This window comes from Streptomyces sp. NPDC047917 (assembly GCF_043204345.1).
In the GTDB taxonomy this organism is placed as follows: domain Bacteria; phylum Actinomycetota; class Actinomycetes; order Streptomycetales; family Streptomycetaceae; genus Streptomyces; species Streptomyces sanglieri.
This window is the reverse complement of the sequence record NZ_JBIDCA010000007.1, coordinates 467,528-484,980: the sequence shown is the minus strand read 5'-3', so window position 1 is coordinate 484,980 and position 17,453 is coordinate 467,528. Positions and strand designations below refer to the sequence as shown.

The following is a 17,453-nucleotide window of genomic DNA, read 5'->3' as shown; positions in this document are numbered from 1 at the left end:
CGGCAGGCGGACCTGCCGCTGTATCTGGGCTCGTACCCGATCACTCCGGCCTCCGACATCCTGCACGAGCTCAGCAAGCACAAGAACTTCGGGGTACGCACGTTCCAGGCCGAGGACGAGATCGCGGGGATCGGGGCGGCGCTGGGCGCCGCGTTCGGGGGTTCCCTCGCGGTCACGACGACGTCGGGGCCGGGGGTGGCGCTGAAGTCGGAGACGATCGGCCTGGCCGTCTCCCTGGAGCTCCCGCTCCTGGTGATCGACATCCAGCGCGGCGGCCCGTCCACGGGCCTGCCGACCAAGACCGAGCAGGCCGATCTCCTCCAGGCGATGTACGGGCGCAACGGCGAGGCCCCGGTCCCGGTCGTGGCCCCCCGCACCCCGGCGGACTGCTTCGACGCCGCACTCGACGCGGCACGGATCGCACTGACCTACCGCACCCCCGTCTTCCTGCTCTCCGACGGCTACCTCGCCAACGGCTCCGAGCCCTGGAAGATCCCCCAGGCCGGGGAACTGCCCGACCTGCGGGTCCGGTTCGCCACCGGCCCCAACCACGAACTCGCCGACGGCACCGCCGTGTTCTGGCCCTACAAACGCGACCCGCAGACCCTGGCACGCCCCTGGGCGGTCCCCGGCACGCCCGGTCTCGAACACCGTATCGGCGGTATCGAGAAGCAGGACGGCAGCGGCAACATCTCCTACGACCCCGTCAACCACGACCTCATGGTCCGCACCCGCCAGGCCAAGATCGACGGCATCGAGGTCCCCGACCTCGAAGTCGACGACCCGGCCGACGCGCGCACCCTCGTCCTGGGCTGGGGCTCCACCTACGGCCCCATCACCGCAGCCGTCCGCCGGCTCCGCGCCGCCGGACAGCCCATCGCCCAGGCCCACCTGCGCAACCTCAACCCCTTCCCGAAGAACCTCGGCGAAGTCCTGGAGCACTACGACAAGGTCGTCGTCCCGGAGATGAACCTCGGGCAGCTCGCCACCCTGATCCGGGCCAGGTACCTGGTGGACGCCCACAGCTACAACCAGGTCAACGGCATGCCGTTCAAGGCCGAACAGCTCGCGACGGCACTCAAGGAGGCCATCGATGCCTGACACCAATGAACTCCTGCACCTGGTGCCCAAGGCCGAGGCCGCGCAGTCCATGAAGGACTTCAAGTCCGACCAGGAAGTCCGCTGGTGTCCTGGCTGCGGTGACTACGCCGTGCTCGCGGCCGTGCAGGGTTTCATGCCCGAACTCGGCCTGGCGAAGGAGAACATCGTCTTCGTCTCCGGGATCGGCTGCTCCTCCCGCTTCCCGTACTACATGAACACCTACGGGATGCACTCCATCCACGGCCGCGCCCCCGCCATCGCCACCGGACTCGCCTCCTCCCGCCGCGACCTGTCCGTCTGGGTCGTCACCGGCGACGGCGACGCCCTCTCCATCGGCGGCAACCACCTCATCCACGCCCTGCGCCGCAACGTGAACCTCAAGATCCTCCTGTTCAACAACCGGATCTACGGCCTCACCAAGGGCCAGTACTCCCCCACCTCCGAAGTCGGCAAGATCACCAAGTCGACCCCGATGGGCTCCCTCGACGCACCCTTCAACCCGGTCTCCCTGGCCATCGGCGCCGAAGCCTCCTTCGTCGCCCGCACCATCGACTCCGACCGCAAACACCTCACCGGCGTGCTCCGCGCCGCCGCCGACCACCCCGGCACCGCGCTCGTGGAGATCTACCAGAACTGCAACATCTTCAACGACGGCGCCTTCGAAGCCCTCAAGGACAAGGAACGCGCCCAGGACGCGGTCATCCGCCTCGAACACGGACAGCCCATCCTCTTCGGCACCGACCACACCAAGGGCGTCGTCCGCGACCCCGCCACCGGCGACCTCCAGGTCGTCACCGTCACCGACGACAACCGCTCAAGCGTCCTCGTCCACGACGCCCACAACCCCTCACCCACCACCGCCTTCGCCCTCTCCCGCCTCGCCGACCCCGACACCCTCCACCAGACCCCCATCGGCGTACTCCGCGACATCGACCGCCCCGTCTACGACACCCTCATGGCCGAACAACTCGACACCGCCGTCGAACAACACGGCAAGGGCGACCTCGCCGCACTCCTCACCGGCAACGACACCTGGACCGTCGCCGACTAGGCCGTACGCCTGCGGATCGAAGCCGGATCGGAAGCGCCGGACGGGCTGAATTTCGGCCTGTCCGGCGCTCGCGTCCCGGGTGGGCGGCCGGCCGCCACGCACGATGTGCCCATGACCCTGGACCGTCCCGCGTACCGCATCAAGAAGCGTCTGCTCGGCAAGCCGCTCACCACCGAGCGCATCAGCGAGGAGAAGCTGAACAACCGGACGGCGCTCGGGGTGCTCGCCTCCGACTGCATCAGTTCGTCCGCGTACGGCTCCGAGGAGATGCTCCGGGTCCTCGTGCCGGTCGTCGGGGCCGCCGCCTTCACCCTGCTGATGCCGGTGACCGGCGCGATCCTGCTGGTGCTGCTGCTTCTGACGCTCTGTTACAGCGATGTCGTCATGATCTACACCCGGGCGGGCGGCTCCTACGTGGTCGCGCGGGAGAACTTCGGTCCGGACATCGCGCAGATCGCCGCCGTGGCGCTGCTCGTCGACTACATCGTCACCGTCGCCGTCCAGGTCTCGGCGGGGACCAACGCCCTGATCTCACTGGCCCATCTGGTCGGCGGCGACTTCACCGGCCTCGACCACCTCCAGATCCCGGTCTCCGTCGGGGTCATCGTGCTGCTCGCGTACGGGAATCTGCGCGGGATCCGCGAGGCGGGCCGGGCCTTCGCGCTGCCCGCCTACCTCTTCATGGCCGCCGTCGGTCTCGTCCTTCTCGCCGCCGCGGTGCGCGGGCTCACCGGCGAGCTGCCGCACGCCGACCTGCACGCCGCCGGGGTCGTACCGCTCGGCACCCCGGGCGACGGCTGGCTCTACGGCGCCTCGCTCTTCATCGTGCTGCGCTCGTTCGCCAACGGCGGCTCGTCCCTCACCGGGCTCGAAGCGATCTCCAACGGCATCTCCGCGTTCCGCGAGCCGCAGGGCCGCAACGCCCGCCGCACCCTGATCGCGATGAGCTGTGTGCTCGGCGTGCTGGTGCTCGGCGTCTCCACGCTGGCGCACTTCACCCATGCCGTCCCCTACATCGACGGCACCCCGACGGTCATCGCGCAGGAGGCCCACATCGCCTTCGGCGGCGGGCCGGTCGGGACGGCCGGACTGGTCTTCGTACAGCTGGCGACCGCGCTGGTCCTCTACACCGGGGCCAACACGCCGTTCACCGGCTTCCCGTTCCTCGCCAGCTTCGTCGCCGAGGACCGGTTCCTGCCGCGGCTGCTGACCCGGCGCGGGCACCGGCTGGCGTTCTCCAACGGCATCATCGCGCTGATGGTCGTCTCGCTGGCGCTGCTGCTGGTCACCGGGGCCAGCGTGGACAAGCTGGTGGCGCTGTACGCGATCGGCGTGTTCACCGCCTTCACCATGGCCGGGGCCGGTCTCACCGCGTACCACCTGCGGCGCCGCGAGCCGTACCGCCGGGTGAAGATCGCGGTCAACGGGCTCGCCGCGGTGATCTCGGCCGCCGTCGTGCTGATCTTCGCGGTCACCAAGTTCACCGAGGGTGCCTGGCTGGTCGTGGTGGTCTTCCCGCTCGGGGTGTGGGCGCTGATCCGGATCAACCGCGAGTACCGCCGCGAGGCGGCGGCGCTGCAGAGCCTCCAGGCGCCGGGGGCCGACCGGCCCCGGGACCTGCGCCATCGGGTCTTCGTCCTCGTCGAGACGCTGGACCTGGCGACGATCAAGGCGCTGCGGTACGCGCACGAGCTGCGCCCGGACGAGATCCGGGCCGTGCACTTCGCGATCGACGAGGCGTACGGCAGGCGGCTGGCCGCCCGGTGGGAGGCGACGGCCGCCACGTCCGTGTCCCTGGAGCTGGTGGAGTGCCCGGACCGGCGGCTGCGCCATGCGATGAAGGAGCTGGCCGCCCGCACCACCGAGGACGGCAGGACCTCGCTGACGGTGCTGGTGCCGCGGCGGACGTACTCCAATGTGCTCGGCAAGCTGCTGCACCGGGGCACGGGCGAACAGATGGCGAAGACGCTGGCGGCGCTGCCGCACGTGGCGGTGACCATCCTGCCGTTCGACGTGTCGCGTGCGCTGCGTGCGCTGGAGGAGGGGCGCGCGCCTCAGCCGGACTGACCGCGCGGGTCCTGGGAGGCGTGCGTGCTGCGCTCGTCGTACGCCTCGCGCGCCGCCTGCACCGCGCTCAGCCGGTGCTCGGTCCAGCGGCCCAGTGCACACACCTGCTCGGCGGCCTCCCGGCCCAGCTCGGTGAGCGAGTAGTCGACCCGGGGCGGGATCACCGGCTTCGCCTCCCGGTGCACGATGCCGTCGCGCTCCAGTGTCCGGAGGGTCTGGGTCAGCATCTTCTCGCTGACGCCGCCCACCTCGCGGCGCAGTTCGCTGAAGCGGTACGGGCGCTCCAGCAGCACGGCCAGGACCAGGACGCCCCAGCGGCTGGTGACGTGTTCGAGCACCAGCCGGGAGGGGCACATCTGCCCGTTCATGTCGGGCCACCGGCCCCGGTCGCTTACGTTCACACCAGTACCTTACTTCAAAGTGGGTACTTTCCATTGGTAAGTGCACCCCTTACGGTGAGTACTGCGAGCCCGAACAAGGACAAGCGCCACCGAAGAGGAGAAACCCCCCATGAGCATCGTCGTCACCGGAGCCACCGGAGAGCTCGGCCGTCTGGTCGTCGAGCAGCTGCTGACCACCGTGCCCGCGAACGGGATCGCCGCCGTCGTGCGCGACGCGGAGAAGGCGGCCCCGCTCGCCGCCCGCGGCATCGAGCTCCGCGTCGCGGACTACAACCGGCCGGAGTCCCTCAAGGACGTCTTCCGGGCCGGCGACCGGGTCCTGCTCATCTCCGGCAGCGAGGTCGGCCGGCGCGTGCCGCAGCACACCGCGGTCATCGGCGCGGCGAAGGCGGCGGGTGTCGCCCAGCTCGCCTACACCGGCATCCTGGGCGGCCCCGAGGCCGACTTCCGGCTGGCCGAGGAGCACAAGGCCACCGAGCAGCTGATCCTCGACTCCGGGCTGCCCCACACCTTCCTGCGCAACGGCTGGTACACGGAGAACTACACGGCCAACCTCGCCCCGGTCCTGGCGCACGGCGCCGTCGTCGCCAACGCGGGCGACGGCCGGGTCGCCTCCGCCACCCGCGCCGACTACGCCGCCGCGGCCGCCGCCGTACTGACCGGCGAGGGCCACCTCGGCGCGGCCTACGAGCTGAGCGGCGATGTCGCCTGGTCGCTGGCGGAGTACGCGGCGGAGATCTCCAGGGCCACCGGCAAGGAGATCGCGTACCGGAACGTGCCCGCCGCCACGCACCAGGAGATCCTGGTCGGCGCCGGTGTGCCCGAGTTCTTCGCGGACATCCTCGTCGACGTCGACAAGGCGATCGAGCGCGGCCTGCTCGCCACCACGAGTGGCGATCTGGCCCGGCTGATCGGCCGCCCGACGACGCCGCTCGCCGAGACGGTGGCCGCCGCGGTGGCCACGGCGTAACACCGTTCCCTCGCACCCCAGGGGCCCCGTGTCATGACCGTATCCCGATACGGGCATGACACGGGGCCCCTCCCGGAGCTACCTTCATGCAGTTGACACAGACATGCCTGGAGGGCCCGTGAAGGGGATCGACGAACAGCGGGCGGGACTTCTGTCCGGCATCGGCGCATACGGACTGTGGGGACTGGTCCCGCTCTTCTGGCCCCTGCTGAAGCCCGCCGGCGCGATCGAGATCCTCGCGCACCGCATGGCCTGGTCCCTGGTGGTCGTCGCCATCGCGCTGCTGGCACTGCGCCGCTGGTCCTGGATCGGCGAGCTGATCCGGCAGCCGAGGAAGCTCGGTCTGATATCGGTGGCCGCGGCCACGATCACGGTCAACTGGGGCCTGTACATCTGGTCCGTGAACAACGGTCACGTCGTCGAGGCGTCGCTCGGCTACTTCATCAACCCGCTGGTCACCATCGCCATGGGCGTCCTGCTCCTGGGCGAACGGCTGCGCCCCGTGCAGTGGGTGGCGGTCGGCACCGGCCTGGCGGCGGTACTGGTGCTGGCGATCGGTTACGGACGGCCGCCGTGGATCTCGCTGATCCTGGCGTTCTCCTTCGCGACGTACGGGCTGATGAAGAAGAAGGTCAACATGAGCGGCCTGGAGTCGCTCACCGCCGAGACCGCGGTGCAGTTCCTGCCCGCGCTCGGCTATCTGCTGTGGCTGGGTGTCCGGGGCGAGTCGACGTTCACCTCCGACGGCGCCGGCCACGCGGCGCTGCTCGCCTCGACGGGCCTCGTCACGGCCGTGCCGCTCGTGCTGTTCGGCGCGGCGGCGATCCGGGTGCCGCTCTCCACCCTGGGCCTGCTGCAGTATCTGGCGCCGGTCTTCCAGTTCGCCCTCGGCATCGTCTACTTCCACGAGGCGATGCCGCCGGAACGGTGGGCCGGTTTCGCGCTGGTGTGGCTGGCGCTCACGCTGCTGACGTGGGACGCGCTGCGGACGGCACGGCGGTCGAGCGTCCAGGTGCGCGAGGCCCGCCGGGCGGCGCGGCAACAGGCACCGCGCCCGAACCCGTCGGCCGACGAACCCGCCCCACAGGCCCAGATTTAGTTACCTGGTTGCCTTTTTGACTCGGTTGCGTTTTCCTGGGCGTCAACGGACCACGACCGAGGAGCCCGCATGCCTGCGACCCCACCTGCCACCACGCCCGTACTGATCGTCGGCTCGGGCCCGACCGGCCTGACGCTCGCCTGCGATCTGGCGCGCCGCTCCATCGGCGTACGGATCATCGACAGGTCCGCCGACTTCCCGCGCAGCTCACGGGCGAAGGGCCCCAACCCCCGCTCCCTGGAGGTGCTGGAGGACCTGGGCGTCGTCGACCGGGTGCTGGCCGCCGGATCGGGACCGCTGCCGATGCGCAAGTACCGCAACGGGGAGCCGGTCGCCGACGCCGACCCGTCCCGGTCCTCGCACCCGACGCCGGACACCCCGTACGCCCACGGCCGGCTGATCGCCCAGTGGCGGCTGGAGGAGATCCTGCGGGACCGCCTCGCGGAGTACGGCGTGCGGGTGGAGCTCGGCTCCGAGGCGGTCGCCCTGTCGGAGGGCCCCGGCTCCGTGACCGTCGCGCTCGCCGACGGCCGGAACATCGAGGCGCGGTACGTGGTGGGCTGCGACGGCGGCCACAGCCCGGTACGCAAGATGCTCGGCGTCCCGTTCGAGGGGAAGACCGCCGAGGAGCAGTCGATGGTCTGCGGGGACGTGGAGGCGGACGGCCTCGACCGCGGGATCTGGCACCAGTGGTTCGACGAGGACGGCGCCGTGATGATGTGCCCGATCCCGGGGACGGCTTCGGGCTGGTGGTTCCAGGCGGGGCCGGAGCGCGACGCGGCGGGGGCCCTCGTACCGCCCTCCCCGGAGAGCTTCCGGCGGCTGTTCGCCAAGCACACCCGGCTGCCGGCCGAGCTGCTGACGCGGGCCACGCTGCTGTCGACGTACCGGGTCAACGAGCGCATGGCCGACCGCTACCGGGTGGGCCGCGTGTTCCTGGCCGGGGACGCCGCGCACGTGCATTCCATCGCGGGCGGGCTGGGCATGAACACCGGCATCCAGGACGCGTACAACCTGGGCTGGAAGCTCGCCCGGGTCGTCGACGGCCGCTCGGGCCCCGGCCTGCTGGACACCTACGAGGAGGAGCGGCTGCCCGTGGCCTCCTGGACCCTGGGCATCACCGCCGAGCGGCTGCGCGAGACCCTGGACGCGATCCGGCGGCCGGGCGGCGGCCTGGACTCGGCGATGTCCGCCGACACGACCGGCCTGGGCCTCGGCCACCCCTGGAGTTCCCTTTCCGCTCCCGGCTCCACCTCCCGCCTGCGGACCGGCGACCGGGCCCCCGACGCCCCCTGCCGCGACACCGCGACGGGCGCGCCGACCCGCCTCTTCGAGGCGTTCGCGGGCCCGCACTTCACCCTCCTGGGCTTCGGCCCGGACACGGCCGGGACACTACGGGCGACGGAAGCGGCGTACGGCGACACCGTGCGGGCGTACGGCGTGGACGCCGGCGCCCCCCGCGACCTGACCGACGACGCGGGCCACGCCCGCACGGCGTACGGGGTCACCCCCGCCACCGGCCTCCTCGTCCTGGTCCGCCCCGACAACCACGTGGCCCTGATCGCCCCGGCCACGGAGCCCGGGGCGATCGGCGAATACCTCGACCGCCTGGCCGGTACGGCCTGACGGCGGGGTGCCCCTGCGGGTCCGGGCGCCGCGCGGGCTCCGGCCGGGCGCGCGGCTCCGCGTCGGCCCCGCAGGGATCACGCCTCCTTCGGGGCGTGCCGGGCACGGTGCGCCCGCACCTTGTGGAGGTTTCCGCAGTGCTCCATCGCGCACCAGCGCCGCCTGCCCGGCCGCGAGGTGTCGACGAAGAGCAACTTGCAGCTGTCGGAGCCGCATTCGCGGATGCGGTCGGCGTACGGGCCGGTGAGGAGCTCCACCGCGTCACGGGCGACCGTCGAGAGCAGAGCCGTTCCGGTGGCGTCCGGGGCCATGGCGAGGGCCCCGCTGCCGGGGTCGATACGGGGGACGAGCGGCGGTTCGGCCGCCACGGCGTTCACCACGGCGAGATCGGACCGGCCGGGCGCACGGCCGTGCGCCCGGCCGGCGGTCAGGCTCCACAGCGCGGCACGCAACTCGTGTGCCCGCGCCAGCTCTTGCGCGCTCACCGTCGGCGACAGACCGCCCGGCAGCCGGCTCTCCCCCGCCCAGCGCACCAGGTCCCCGGGCGTGTGCAGCACCTCGTACCGCGTGTACCGCGGGTGCCCGCCGGTGGGCAGCAGCTCCAGGCACAGGGCGCCGGGATCGAAGCGGTAGGGGCGGCCCTCCCGTGTGTGAAGGAGCAGCCCCGGAGCGCCCGTTGACGACTCACTCATGTAACCACTATAAACGGTTTCCATGACTCTGGACTGGAAAGTCGTCATCGACTCGACCGACCCGCACGCCCAGGCCGCCTTCTGGGGAGAGGCCCTCGGCTACCTCGTCGAGGACCACAGCGTGCTGATCGAGCGACTGCTCGGCTTCGGCGCGGTGCCCGAGGACGTCACCCTCATCGCCCACGACCGCCGCGCCTGGCGCGACCTCGCGGGGGTCCGGCACCCCGACGACCCGTACGACAAGGACAGCGGGGCGGGCCTCGGGCGCAGGCTCCTGTTCCAGCGCGTCCCGGAGGCCAGGACGGCGAAGAACCGGCTCCACCTGGACGTGCACGCGGGCCCGGACCGCCGCGAGGCCGAGGTGCGGCGCCTGGTGGGGCTGGGTGCGACGGTGCTCCGCGAGGTGGCGGAGCAGGGCGGCAGGTGGACGGTGCTCGCAGACCCCGAGGGCAATGAGTTCTGCGTGCAGTGACCCGGGCGTCGGGCGAACGCGGAGGTGGGCCGTGCGCACCGAGGGGCGTACGGCTCACCTTCCGCGTTCGCCGCGAAAGCCCCGCCACGCACCCGGATCGGGAGCACGGCGGGGCTTCTCGGGTCGCACTGCCCCGCACCCGGCTCCCGGAGCCCCGGTGCCACGGGCGGGATGACCCTAAGGGCTGTCCCGCAATTCCTGGCGGGACAGCCCTCAGTCGAGGCCCGGGACGGGTACCGAGTCCCACAGCTGGGCGACCGACCCGTTCCTCGGCGCCAGGCCGACCGGCGGGAACTCGCCGCCCTCGTTGAGGGTGACGACCCTGTCCTCGTTGGGAACCCCGATGGTCCACTTGCCGCCACCGGCCGGCTGGATCGTCCACTGGCCGGGCTGCTGCGTCGCCGAGACGAAGACGTCGTCGCCCCGCTCGACGAGGGCGTAGTCACCGGGGCGTCCCGGTTCGGCGGGCCGTCCCTGTCCGGAGATGATCGTGTACAGGCCGTTCCCGGCCGGCTTCACCACCCACCGCTCGACGGAGGGGCCGGAGAGGTTCCGCACGGGGACGTCGATCGGCGGGTAGATCAGCGGGACGGGTCCGATCCCCAGGCCCGTCCCCACGGGGGAGCCCACGTTGTGGATCACGTACCTGGTCGACTCGGGGACTTCCGCCCCCGCTGCCGGGGTGAGGGCGGAAGTCGCGTGCAGGGGCTTCGCCACCGAGGGTGTGGCGGCGTGGGTGGGGGCGGCGGCGGTGATGCCCAGGACGGCGAGCGCGGCGGCAGCCAAGATCTTCTTCATGGCCTGGCAACGATCGCCGCGGGGCCCGGTCACGACCGGGACCGGATCCGCCGGCCGCTTCCATCCGGTCGGTCGTGCCGCTCACCCGGGTGGGCGGCACGAGCGGCCCCACCGGTAGGTCAGCCCCCCACCGCGTCCTGCGGGTACCAGCGCAGTTCGACGGTGTTGCCGTCCGGGTCGCGGACGTACACCGACTGCGCCTCGCCCCGGGCGCCGGAGCGGGAGACCGGGCCCTCCAGCACCGTGAAGGTGCCCGCGTCGATGACCTCCTGCCAGTCCAGCGGCTCGACGACCAGGCAGATGTGGTCGACGTTCGACTCGTGGCGCGGCCGGCCCAGCAGGTCGATGATCATGCTCGGGCTGACCCGCACCGAGGGGAACGGGAACTTCCCCGCCCGCCACTCGTCCACCTTGATCGGTTCCAGTCCGAGCGGACCGCAGTAGAACTCCAGGGACCGTTCGACGTCCTGCACATTGAGCACCAGGTGGTCGAAGTCCTTCACTTTCACTCTCGCTTGCACTGCACAGCCTTTCAGTCGGTCGGGGCGGACGGTCGGGCCGGGGGCGCGGCCGGTGGCCACGGGACACCGGCCAGCAGGGGCAGGATCTCTTCCTCCTCGTGGTCGAGGTGCGCGTTCAGCTCCGTGGACATCCTGTCCAGCTCGGCGCGGAAGCGCTCGGGATCGGTGATGCCGATGTCCGCCAGCAGCGCCACCAGCTCGCCCTGGATGCGGGCGACCGTGCGGTGTTCGCGGGCGAGCCGGGCGAAGGTGTCCGTCAGGTGCGGGTGGTACCGCGCGATGCCGGGGAACAGGTGGTCGTCCTCGCTGACGTGGTGGAACTCCAGGGCCTGGCAGAACGCCAGGCAGCGCTGCCTGATCTGGAGCCCGAGGCCCAAAGGAGGCGGGGCGCCGGGGCCCCGGTGGGCGGCCAGTGCGGCGAAGTGGGCGTCCACCTCCGCCTTCACCTGGCGCAACTGGTCCCGCAGCCAGGTGTGGACCTCCATCACCTTGTCCGCGAGGGTGGTGACGTCGCGGGGCGGCTCCCAGCCCTCGGGCTCGGCGCGCTCCAGCACCACGACCGGGAGGAGCCGGGCCGTACGGGCCTGGTAGTCGGCGTAACCGGGCGCCGCCCGCACGGCGTGCGCGAACAGTTCCTCGCGCCGCGCCCCCTGCGCGGGGACGGCGAGGGCCTGGAACGTACGAGTGCCGAGCTCCACCCGCACCACGGGGTGGGCGAGCAGGTTGTAGTACCAGGCGGGGTGGTGCGGGGCGCCGAGGTTGGAGCCGATGACCAGCAGCGTCTCGCCGTGGCGTACGTAGCCGAGGGGTGTCGTGGTCTCCTTCCCCGATCTCGCGCCGGTGGTGGTCAGCAGAAGGAGGTCGCCGCCCTCGAAGGGGCCGCCGACCTCGCCGCCGTTGGCGCGGAACTCCTCGATGACGGATTCATTGAAAGGTGTGGGCATGCGTGCTGTGTCTCCGTGGGAACGGGTGGGCGCGATGCGCGGGCCCGTGACGGTGCACGGTGCCGGGGCACGCGGAACGGAAGAGTGCGACCAGGGGTCGCCGAAGCGTCAGACGCAGGGCGCGGAGTGTGAACTCATGACGGGCCCCTCGGTGAAGGGTGTTCGCCCGAGCACCGGCCGGCCCACTGCTCTTTGGCCGGCGTCACGCGACACCGGGTTCATTACACGCACCCCGGCGGGGGCCTGTCAACGCGCGCCCGCCCGCACCGCGGACGCTCCTAGTCTGGTGCCATGCCCATCCCACCCGCATACGCCCTCGTCGCCACCGACCTGGACGGCACCCTGCTGCGCCGCGACGACACCGTGAGCCCCCGCACCCGCGCCGCGCTCGCCCTGGCCGCCCGCGCCGGGGCCCGGCATCTCGTGGTCACCGGGCGGCCCGTCCCCCGGATACGCGGGCTGCTCGCCGGGCTGGGCTACCGGGGACCGGCGGTGTGCGGACAGGGCACCCAGCTGTACGACGCCGGGTCCGGGCGGCTGGTGCGGGCGCTCACCCTGGACCGGGAGGCGGCCGACGCCGCGCTCGGCAAGATCGAGGCCCAGGTGGGGCCGGTCTTCGCGGCCGTGGACCAGGACGGGGCCGACGGCCGGACCCTGATCGAGCCGGGCTATGCGATGCCCCATCCGACGTTGCCCGCCCAACGGACCCGGCACCGCCACGAGTTGTGGGCCGCGCCGGTGGTCAAGGTGCTCGTCCGGCACCCGGAGCTGACCGACGACGCGCTGGCCGAGGCGGCCCGCGGGGCCGTCGGCGATCTCGCCACCGTCACGCACTCCGGCCCCGGCACGGTCGAACTCCAGCCGTACGGCGTCGACAAGGGGACCGGTCTCGCGCTGGCCGCCGAGTACCTCGGGGTGTCCGCGGACTCCGCGATCGCCTTCGGGGACATGCCCAACGACCTGCCGATGTTCCGCGCCGCCGGGTACGGCGTGGCCATGGCCGACGCCCACCCGGAGCTACGGGCGGCGGCGGACGAGGTGACGGCGTCGAACGAGGACGACGGGGTCGCGGCGGTGCTGGAGCGGGTGTTCGGGGCCGGACCGGGCCGCTCCGTACGGCGGCAGGCCGTTCAGAGCGACATCAGACAGTAGAGCCGGTGCGGCTCGGGGTGGTTCCGCGCCTCCTCGGCCAGCTCCGCCAGCCGCGCGAGGAAGCCGGCCAGTTCGCCGGGCGGGCAGTCGCCGCCGAACTCCTCGATGCGCGACCAGGTCTCGGCCACCTCGGCGAATCCGCCGGGTATCGCCGCCACGAGTGCGTCGCGCAGCTCGTCGGTGAGCGTGACCAGCCAGCGGGATTCGTCCTCGGGTGAGCTGAGCAGCCGGTTGAAGCGCGGGAGCGAGGTGACGTCGTCGTACGGCGTGCCGGTGAGCATGCTCTCGGCCTGGCCCAACTGCACGTACGGGTCGATCCCCTTGACCGGGAGCAGCGGGAGGCTGGCCTCCTCGACCCCCGGGCCGAAGGCCGCCAGGGCCGCGGGGTCGTCCGGTGCGCTGAAGTAGTCGTACAGATTTCCCATGTGCCGCATGCTCGCACGCGCCTCTGACAGCCGCCCCGGTCTCACGGCTCCGGCGGCACCCCGATCGCCCGCAGCACATGCGCGACCAGGGCCGCGATCTCCTCCTCGTCCTGGATCGGCTTGCGCAGGACGTGCCGGTAGTACATCGGGCCGTACAGCATCTCCACGGCCAGCGGAAGATTCGCGTCCGGCGGGATCTGCCCCTGCTCCTGGGCCCGGCGCAGACGGGCGACGGCCTCGTCGAAGCGGGGGTCGACGAGCTTGGCCCGGACGGTTTGCGCGAGCGCGTCGTCGTGGTGCATCTCGGAGAGGATCCCGGCGTACGCGGGGCCGAACGGCGGCGTGGAGATGAGCTTCACCGCGCCGCTCAGATTGGCCCGCAGATCGGCGGCGATGTCACCGGTGTCGTCGAACGGCGTCGTGCCGACCAGCGCGTCGGTGAACGCTTCGAGGATCACCGCGCTCTTCGACGGCCACCAGCGGTAGATGGTCTTCTTGCTGACACCCGCTCGGGCCGCGATGGCCTCGATGGTGACGCGGCCGTACCCCTTCTCCGTGCACAGTGCGAGAGCGGCCTCCAGGGTCGCTCTCCGTGATCTCTCGCTGCGGCGCAGTGAACTCGGCGATGTGATCATTCGGTGAGCATAAGCGCGTTCGAACCGGCCCTTGTTGACAGCCTGTCGCCAGAGGTCGAACAATACCCAGGCGGAAACGGAACGTGCCGTGTCGTGTCGTTCCGTCAATTCGCACCGTTCCGTGCCGTTCGTGCCGCGACGAGCCGATCGGGGGACGGCTCGCCCGGCCGACGGCGCGGGCGGGCGTTGCACCCCGTGCACCGGGGTGTCCCCGCGTCAGGCGGTGATGTCCTTCGTGGTGAAACGGGCCCAGGCCGCCGAGCCGAACACCGCCGCGTACAGGCCCTGAAGCCCCAGGTTCTTCACCACTTCGTCCCAGTAGACGGGGGCGCGCAGCAGGTCCGCGTACGACATCCAGTAGTGCGGGAAGAGATAGGGATGCGCCCCGCTCAGCTGCGGGATCGTGTCCACGATCTGAACGGTGATCAGCAGTCCGACGGTGGCGGCCATGGCCGCGATGCCGCTGCCGGTGAGGGTCGAGACGAACAGGCCGATCGCCGCGAACCCGGTCAGCGACGCCGCGACGACCACCGCGATCAGCCCGGCCCGCAGCAGCCCCTCGCCGAAGCCGATCCTGGTCCCGGAGATGGTGGTGACCTCTCCGACCGGGAAGAGCAGGGAGCCCACCACGAGCGCGGACAGCGCGACGACCAGGGTCGCCACCAGGCAGAACACCAGCACCGAGGCGTACTTCGTCAGCAGCAGCCTGGTCCGTCCGGCCGGGGCGACCAGCAGGTAGCGCAGGGTGCCCGCGTTCGCCTCGCCTGCGACGGAGTCGCCCGCGACGACGCCGACGGCCATCGGCAGGAAGACCGGGAGCGTCACCGCCAGGGCGGCGAAGACCAGGAAGAGTCCGTTGTTGGTGACCTGGGAGAGGAACGCCGGGCCTCCCCCGCCGCCGCCCGGTCCGGGCGAGGAGCCGTCGCCCGTCTCGATCCGCACCGCGATGCCGATCAGTACGGGCACGGCGGCCAGCACGCCGAGCAGCGCGAGGGTGCGCCAGCGGCGCAGCGTGGTGGTCAGTTCGGAGCGGAGGATCCCGAAGGTCCACAGCGGGTTGCGTGCACGGGGCGCCGCCGTGGGCGCGATTTCAGCCTGCGACATCGAAACCCTCTCCGGTGAGTGCGACAAAGGCGTCCTCCAGCGAGGCACGTTCGACGCCGAAGGACCTCAGACGCACGCCGGCGTGCACCAGCGCCGCGCTGAGGTCGGCGAGTTCGACGTCACCGGGCGGGGCCTCGGCGCTCACCCGGTCGCCGTCGGCCGTGATTCCGGTGACGCCCAGTTCCTTGAGGACCCGGGCGGCGTCGCCGGGGTCGGGGGTGGTGACGGCCAGCCGGCCGCGGGCACCCGCCGCCAGTTCCGCGACCGGGCCCTGGATGATCAGCCGGCCCCTGGCCATCACCGCGGCGTGCGTGCAGACCTGCTCGATCTCGTCGAGGAGGTGCGAGGAGAGGAAGACGGTGGTGCCGTCCGCCGCCAGCTCCCTGACCAGGGTGCGGATCTCCCGCATGCCCTGCGGGTCCAGGCCGTTGGTCGGTTCGTCGAGTACGAGCAGCCGGCGCGGCTGGAGCAGGGCGGCGGCGAGACCGAGGCGCTGCTTCATGCCCAGTGAGTACGCCCGGGCCTTCTTTCCGGCCGCCGCGGCCAGCCCGACCCGGTCCAGTGCCTGCCCCACCCGGGCCCGGCGGGTGCGCGGATCGGCGGTCGGGTCGGCGGAGTCGTAGCGCAGCAGATTGTCCCGGCCGCTCAGGAACCCGTACAGCGCCGGTCCCTCGATCAGCGCGCCGACCTGCGGGAGCACGGTGCGTGCGGCGCCCGGCACGGGGTGGCCCAGGAGCCGGGCGGTGCCGGACGTCGGGTCGATCAGGCCCATCAGCATCCGGATGGTGGTGGTCTTGCCCGAGCCGTTGGGGCCGAGGAAGCCGAAGACGCTGCCGCCGGGGACGCTGAGGTCGAGGCCGTCGACGGCGAGCTGGCCGCCGCGGTACCGCTTGGTGAGGCCCCGTGTCTCGATCACGGCCCCGGGCTCGGTGACCACCCGCGGCCCGGTCATGGTCCCGGACTCTGTCATGCGTACTCCCCATGGGTCGGGCAGGGCCCGTCCGGCGGACCGGGGCCGGGCCCGTTGGCGGGCCGCCCCGCCGTACGGAGCGTACGGCGGGGCGGCCCGGCGGTGCGGGAGAGCGCGGCGCGCCCCGGTGTCAGGAGGCGCTGTTCGCCGCCTTGACCAGCGCGTCCTTGGTGACCGCGCCGACGTACACCTTGCCGTCGTCCGTCATCAGGGCGTTGACCAGGCGGGTCTTGAAGACCGTGCCCGAGCCGAACTTTCCGGTGACCTTGTCGCCCAGCGCGTCCAGGAACTGCTGGGCCTCGGCCGGGACGTCGTCCGAGGCCTTCGACGGGATTCCGGTGCCGCCCGGGGTGGTGATCTCGGCGATCGTGCTCCAGCCCTCGCCGATGATCTTCGTGTTCCCGGCGCTCTTCCCGCCGGCGCCCAGCTGTGCGGCGTCGGCTCCCGGGATCAGGTCGCCGAGGCCCTTGCCGGCCCCGTGCTCCGCCTTCGCGTCGTCCGCCTCGGTCACCTCGGTGCCCTTGGGCGGGGTGAACGTGAACGAGGAGGCGTCCGGCTTCGAGAAGTCCACCTTGGTGAATCCGGCGTCGACGATGGCCTTGCCGCCGCTGCTCGGCAGCATCGTGAACTTCAGCGGCACACCGTTCTCCGCGTCGACCGCGACCACGACCGAACCGATCGTGGAGCCGCTCTGCTTCGGCTTGACGACCAGCTTGTACGCATCGCGTCCGGCGACCTGCGCGGTGCCGTCGACCGTCACCGACGTGGTGGGGCCTGCGGCCTTCAGCACCTGCTCGGCAAGTGCCTTCGGGGTGGTGGGCACGCCGTCGGGAACGGGGTGCCCGGGCTTCTTCCCGGCGTCCTCGCCCGCCCGGTCCCCGGTGGCGTGGTACGCCTGGTCGGACTTGCTGTCGTACGCCCAGACCTGGTCGCCGTTGTGGATCAGGCTGTACTCGGACGTGTCGTCCAGGATCGAGACGCGCTGCTTGTCGGGGCCGTCGGTGGCCACCCGGAGGGTGTGGGTGCCGGACGCCAGCTCCGTCATCCGCTCCTGCGGGTCGGCGCCGGCGCCGCCCTTGCCGCCCGTGCCGCCCGGGGCGAAGGATTCGGCCAGACCGCCGAGCGACGGGATGCCGAGGTCCGTGCTGATCTTCACCGTGCCGGAGAGCTGTTCGGTGTCCGAAGCGGCGATCTTCTCGATGAGTTGCTGTGCGCTGATCTTCGGCAGATCGGGGTCGCCGCTGCTCGCGAGCGCCGGGACGAGCCCGATCGTCGCGGCCGCCACACCCGCCACCGCGACCGGGACGATGTAGCGCGCCGCCTTGCGGCGGCCGGCGGCGGTGCCCCTGGTCCCGCCGTTGGTCTCTGCGCTGTCGTTCGGTGCCATCTGTGCCCTACCTCCGTGGTCGGCGGCTTCCGTCAGGT

At 71.9% G+C, this 17,453-nt stretch carries 17 protein-coding genes and 1 pseudogene; 8 read left to right on the top strand and 10 right to left on the bottom strand.

What is annotated here, in order from left to right:
- The 3 genes and pseudogenes from ACGF8B_RS20090 to ACGF8B_RS20080 all read left to right on the top strand — a co-directional run.
- Positions 1–1,101, top strand: a pseudogene (locus ACGF8B_RS20090) (2-oxoglutarate ferredoxin oxidoreductase subunit alpha); the annotation flags it as partial.
- The gene (locus ACGF8B_RS20085) at positions 1,094–2,152 is read left to right on the top strand and encodes a 2-oxoacid:ferredoxin oxidoreductase subunit beta (RefSeq protein ID WP_392740103.1); all 1,059 of its coding nucleotides are present in this window, start codon (positions 1,094–1,096) and stop codon (positions 2,150–2,152) included. The pseudogene ACGF8B_RS20090 and the gene ACGF8B_RS20085, both read left to right, overlap by 8 nt.
- 111 nt (positions 2,153–2,263) lie before the next feature.
- A complete protein-coding gene (locus ACGF8B_RS20080) occupies positions 2,264–4,219 on the top strand; it encodes an APC family permease (RefSeq protein WP_392740100.1) in 1,956 nt (651 codons plus the stop codon).
- On the opposite strand, the gene ACGF8B_RS20075 is transcribed toward ACGF8B_RS20080, so the two are convergent.
- Complete coding sequence (locus ACGF8B_RS20075; RefSeq protein WP_392740164.1) at positions 4,207–4,587, bottom strand: winged helix-turn-helix transcriptional regulator; 381 nt, start codon at positions 4,585–4,587, stop codon at positions 4,207–4,209. The genes ACGF8B_RS20080 and ACGF8B_RS20075 overlap by 13 nt on opposite strands.
- A gap of 142 nt (positions 4,588–4,729) precedes the next feature.
- Here ACGF8B_RS20075 and ACGF8B_RS20070 point away from each other — a divergent pair, with 142 nt between their 5' ends.
- From ACGF8B_RS20070 to ACGF8B_RS20060, 3 genes are all read left to right on the top strand, one after another.
- The gene (locus ACGF8B_RS20070; protein ID WP_392740097.1) at positions 4,730–5,590 is read left to right on the top strand and encodes an SDR family oxidoreductase; all 861 of its coding nucleotides are present in this window, start codon (positions 4,730–4,732) and stop codon (positions 5,588–5,590) included.
- Positions 5,591–5,708: 118 nt separating this feature from the next.
- The gene (gene rarD, locus ACGF8B_RS20065) at positions 5,709–6,689 is read left to right on the top strand and encodes an EamA family transporter RarD (protein WP_392740094.1); all 981 of its coding nucleotides are present in this window, start codon (positions 5,709–5,711) and stop codon (positions 6,687–6,689) included.
- A 69-nt stretch (positions 6,690–6,758) separates the two neighbouring features.
- Positions 6,759–8,315 (top strand): FAD-dependent monooxygenase, encoded by a 1,557-nt coding sequence (locus ACGF8B_RS20060; RefSeq protein WP_392740092.1) that lies wholly within the window; start codon positions 6,759–6,761, stop codon positions 8,313–8,315.
- 77 nt (positions 8,316–8,392) lie between these two features.
- Here the strand turns inward: ACGF8B_RS20060 and ACGF8B_RS20055 are convergent, their stop codons facing one another.
- Complete coding sequence (locus ACGF8B_RS20055) at positions 8,393–9,007, bottom strand: CGNR zinc finger domain-containing protein (protein ID WP_392740089.1); 615 nt, start codon at positions 9,005–9,007, stop codon at positions 8,393–8,395.
- A 22-nt stretch (positions 9,008–9,029) separates the two neighbouring features.
- On the opposite strand from ACGF8B_RS20055, the gene ACGF8B_RS20050 reads away from it, so the two are divergent.
- Positions 9,030–9,479, top strand: a complete 450-nt coding sequence (locus ACGF8B_RS20050; protein ID WP_392740087.1) for a VOC family protein — start codon at positions 9,030–9,032, stop codon at positions 9,477–9,479.
- Positions 9,480–9,692: 213 nt separating this feature from the next.
- On the opposite strand, the gene ACGF8B_RS20045 is transcribed toward ACGF8B_RS20050, so the two are convergent.
- The 3 genes from ACGF8B_RS20045 to ACGF8B_RS20035 form a co-directional block, all read right to left on the bottom strand.
- Positions 9,693–10,277 (bottom strand): hypothetical protein, encoded by a 585-nt coding sequence (locus tag ACGF8B_RS20045; protein ID WP_392740085.1) that lies wholly within the window; start codon positions 10,275–10,277, stop codon positions 9,693–9,695.
- 119 nt (positions 10,278–10,396) lie between these two features.
- A complete protein-coding gene (locus ACGF8B_RS20040) occupies positions 10,397–10,786 on the bottom strand; it encodes a VOC family protein (protein WP_392740161.1) in 390 nt (129 codons plus the stop codon).
- Positions 10,787–10,809: 23 nt separating this feature from the next.
- Positions 10,810–11,742, bottom strand: a complete 933-nt coding sequence (locus ACGF8B_RS20035; RefSeq protein ID WP_392740082.1) for a nitroreductase/quinone reductase family protein — start codon at positions 11,740–11,742, stop codon at positions 10,810–10,812.
- A gap of 291 nt (positions 11,743–12,033) precedes the next feature.
- On the opposite strand from ACGF8B_RS20035, the gene ACGF8B_RS20030 reads away from it, so the two are divergent.
- Entirely contained in the window at positions 12,034–12,894 is an 861-nt protein-coding gene (locus tag ACGF8B_RS20030) for an HAD family hydrolase (RefSeq protein ID WP_392740080.1), read from the top strand.
- On the opposite strand, the gene ACGF8B_RS20025 is transcribed toward ACGF8B_RS20030, so the two are convergent.
- The 5 genes from ACGF8B_RS20025 to ACGF8B_RS20005 all read right to left on the bottom strand — a co-directional run bounded on the left by ACGF8B_RS20025 (position 12,873) and on the right by ACGF8B_RS20005 (position 17,415).
- A complete protein-coding gene (locus ACGF8B_RS20025; protein WP_392740078.1) occupies positions 12,873–13,319 on the bottom strand; it encodes a hypothetical protein in 447 nt (148 codons plus the stop codon). The two genes, ACGF8B_RS20030 and ACGF8B_RS20025, sit on opposite strands and share 22 nt — an antisense overlap.
- 41 nt (positions 13,320–13,360) lie before the next feature.
- Positions 13,361–13,954: a TetR/AcrR family transcriptional regulator gene (locus ACGF8B_RS20020; RefSeq protein WP_392740076.1), complete on the bottom strand. Its 594-nt coding sequence runs from the start codon at positions 13,952–13,954 to the stop codon at positions 13,361–13,363.
- A 216-nt stretch (positions 13,955–14,170) separates the two neighbouring features.
- The gene (locus ACGF8B_RS20015) at positions 14,171–15,058 is read right to left on the bottom strand and encodes an ABC transporter permease (RefSeq protein WP_392740074.1); all 888 of its coding nucleotides are present in this window, start codon (positions 15,056–15,058) and stop codon (positions 14,171–14,173) included.
- Positions 15,045–16,028, bottom strand: coding sequence for an ATP-binding cassette domain-containing protein (locus ACGF8B_RS20010; RefSeq protein ID WP_392740070.1), 984 nt, complete (start codon positions 16,026–16,028; stop codon positions 15,045–15,047). The genes ACGF8B_RS20015 and ACGF8B_RS20010 overlap by 14 nt, the downstream gene beginning before the upstream one ends.
- A 130-nt stretch (positions 16,029–16,158) precedes the next feature.
- A complete protein-coding gene (locus ACGF8B_RS20005) occupies positions 16,159–17,415 on the bottom strand; it encodes an outer membrane lipoprotein carrier protein LolA (protein WP_392740067.1) in 1,257 nt (418 codons plus the stop codon).
- Positions 17,416–17,453 lie beyond the last annotated feature (38 nt).

Excerpts from the sequence above, each read along its gene's own strand:
- ACGF8B_RS20085 (WP_392740103.1), top strand. The coding sequence starts at position 1,094 with ATGCCTGACACCAATGAACTCCTGCACCTGGTGCCCAAGGCCGAGGCC.
- ACGF8B_RS20080 (WP_392740100.1), top strand. The coding sequence starts at position 2,264 with ATGACCCTGGACCGTCCCGCGTACCGCATCAAGAAGCGTCTGCTCGGC.
- ACGF8B_RS20075 (WP_392740164.1), bottom strand. The coding sequence starts at position 4,587 with ATGAACGGGCAGATGTGCCCCTCCCGGCTGGTGCTCGAACACGTCACC.
- ACGF8B_RS20070 (WP_392740097.1), top strand. The coding sequence starts at position 4,730 with ATGAGCATCGTCGTCACCGGAGCCACCGGAGAGCTCGGCCGTCTGGTC.
- ACGF8B_RS20060 (WP_392740092.1), top strand. The coding sequence starts at position 6,759 with ATGCCTGCGACCCCACCTGCCACCACGCCCGTACTGATCGTCGGCTCG.
- ACGF8B_RS20055 (WP_392740089.1), bottom strand. The coding sequence starts at position 9,007 with ATGAGTGAGTCGTCAACGGGCGCTCCGGGGCTGCTCCTTCACACACGG.
- ACGF8B_RS20050 (WP_392740087.1), top strand. The coding sequence starts at position 9,030 with ATGACTCTGGACTGGAAAGTCGTCATCGACTCGACCGACCCGCACGCC.
- ACGF8B_RS20045 (WP_392740085.1), bottom strand. The coding sequence starts at position 10,277 with ATGAAGAAGATCTTGGCTGCCGCCGCGCTCGCCGTCCTGGGCATCACC.
- ACGF8B_RS20035 (WP_392740082.1), bottom strand. The coding sequence starts at position 11,742 with ATGCCCACACCTTTCAATGAATCCGTCATCGAGGAGTTCCGCGCCAAC.
- ACGF8B_RS20030 (WP_392740080.1), top strand. The coding sequence starts at position 12,034 with ATGCCCATCCCACCCGCATACGCCCTCGTCGCCACCGACCTGGACGGC.
- ACGF8B_RS20025 (WP_392740078.1), bottom strand. The coding sequence starts at position 13,319 with ATGGGAAATCTGTACGACTACTTCAGCGCACCGGACGACCCCGCGGCC.
- ACGF8B_RS20020 (WP_392740076.1), bottom strand. The coding sequence starts at position 13,954 with ATGATCACATCGCCGAGTTCACTGCGCCGCAGCGAGAGATCACGGAGA.
- ACGF8B_RS20015 (WP_392740074.1), bottom strand. The coding sequence starts at position 15,058 with ATGTCGCAGGCTGAAATCGCGCCCACGGCGGCGCCCCGTGCACGCAAC.
- ACGF8B_RS20010 (WP_392740070.1), bottom strand. The coding sequence starts at position 16,028 with ATGACAGAGTCCGGGACCATGACCGGGCCGCGGGTGGTCACCGAGCCC.
- ACGF8B_RS20005 (WP_392740067.1), bottom strand. The coding sequence starts at position 17,415 with ATGGCACCGAACGACAGCGCAGAGACCAACGGCGGGACCAGGGGCACC.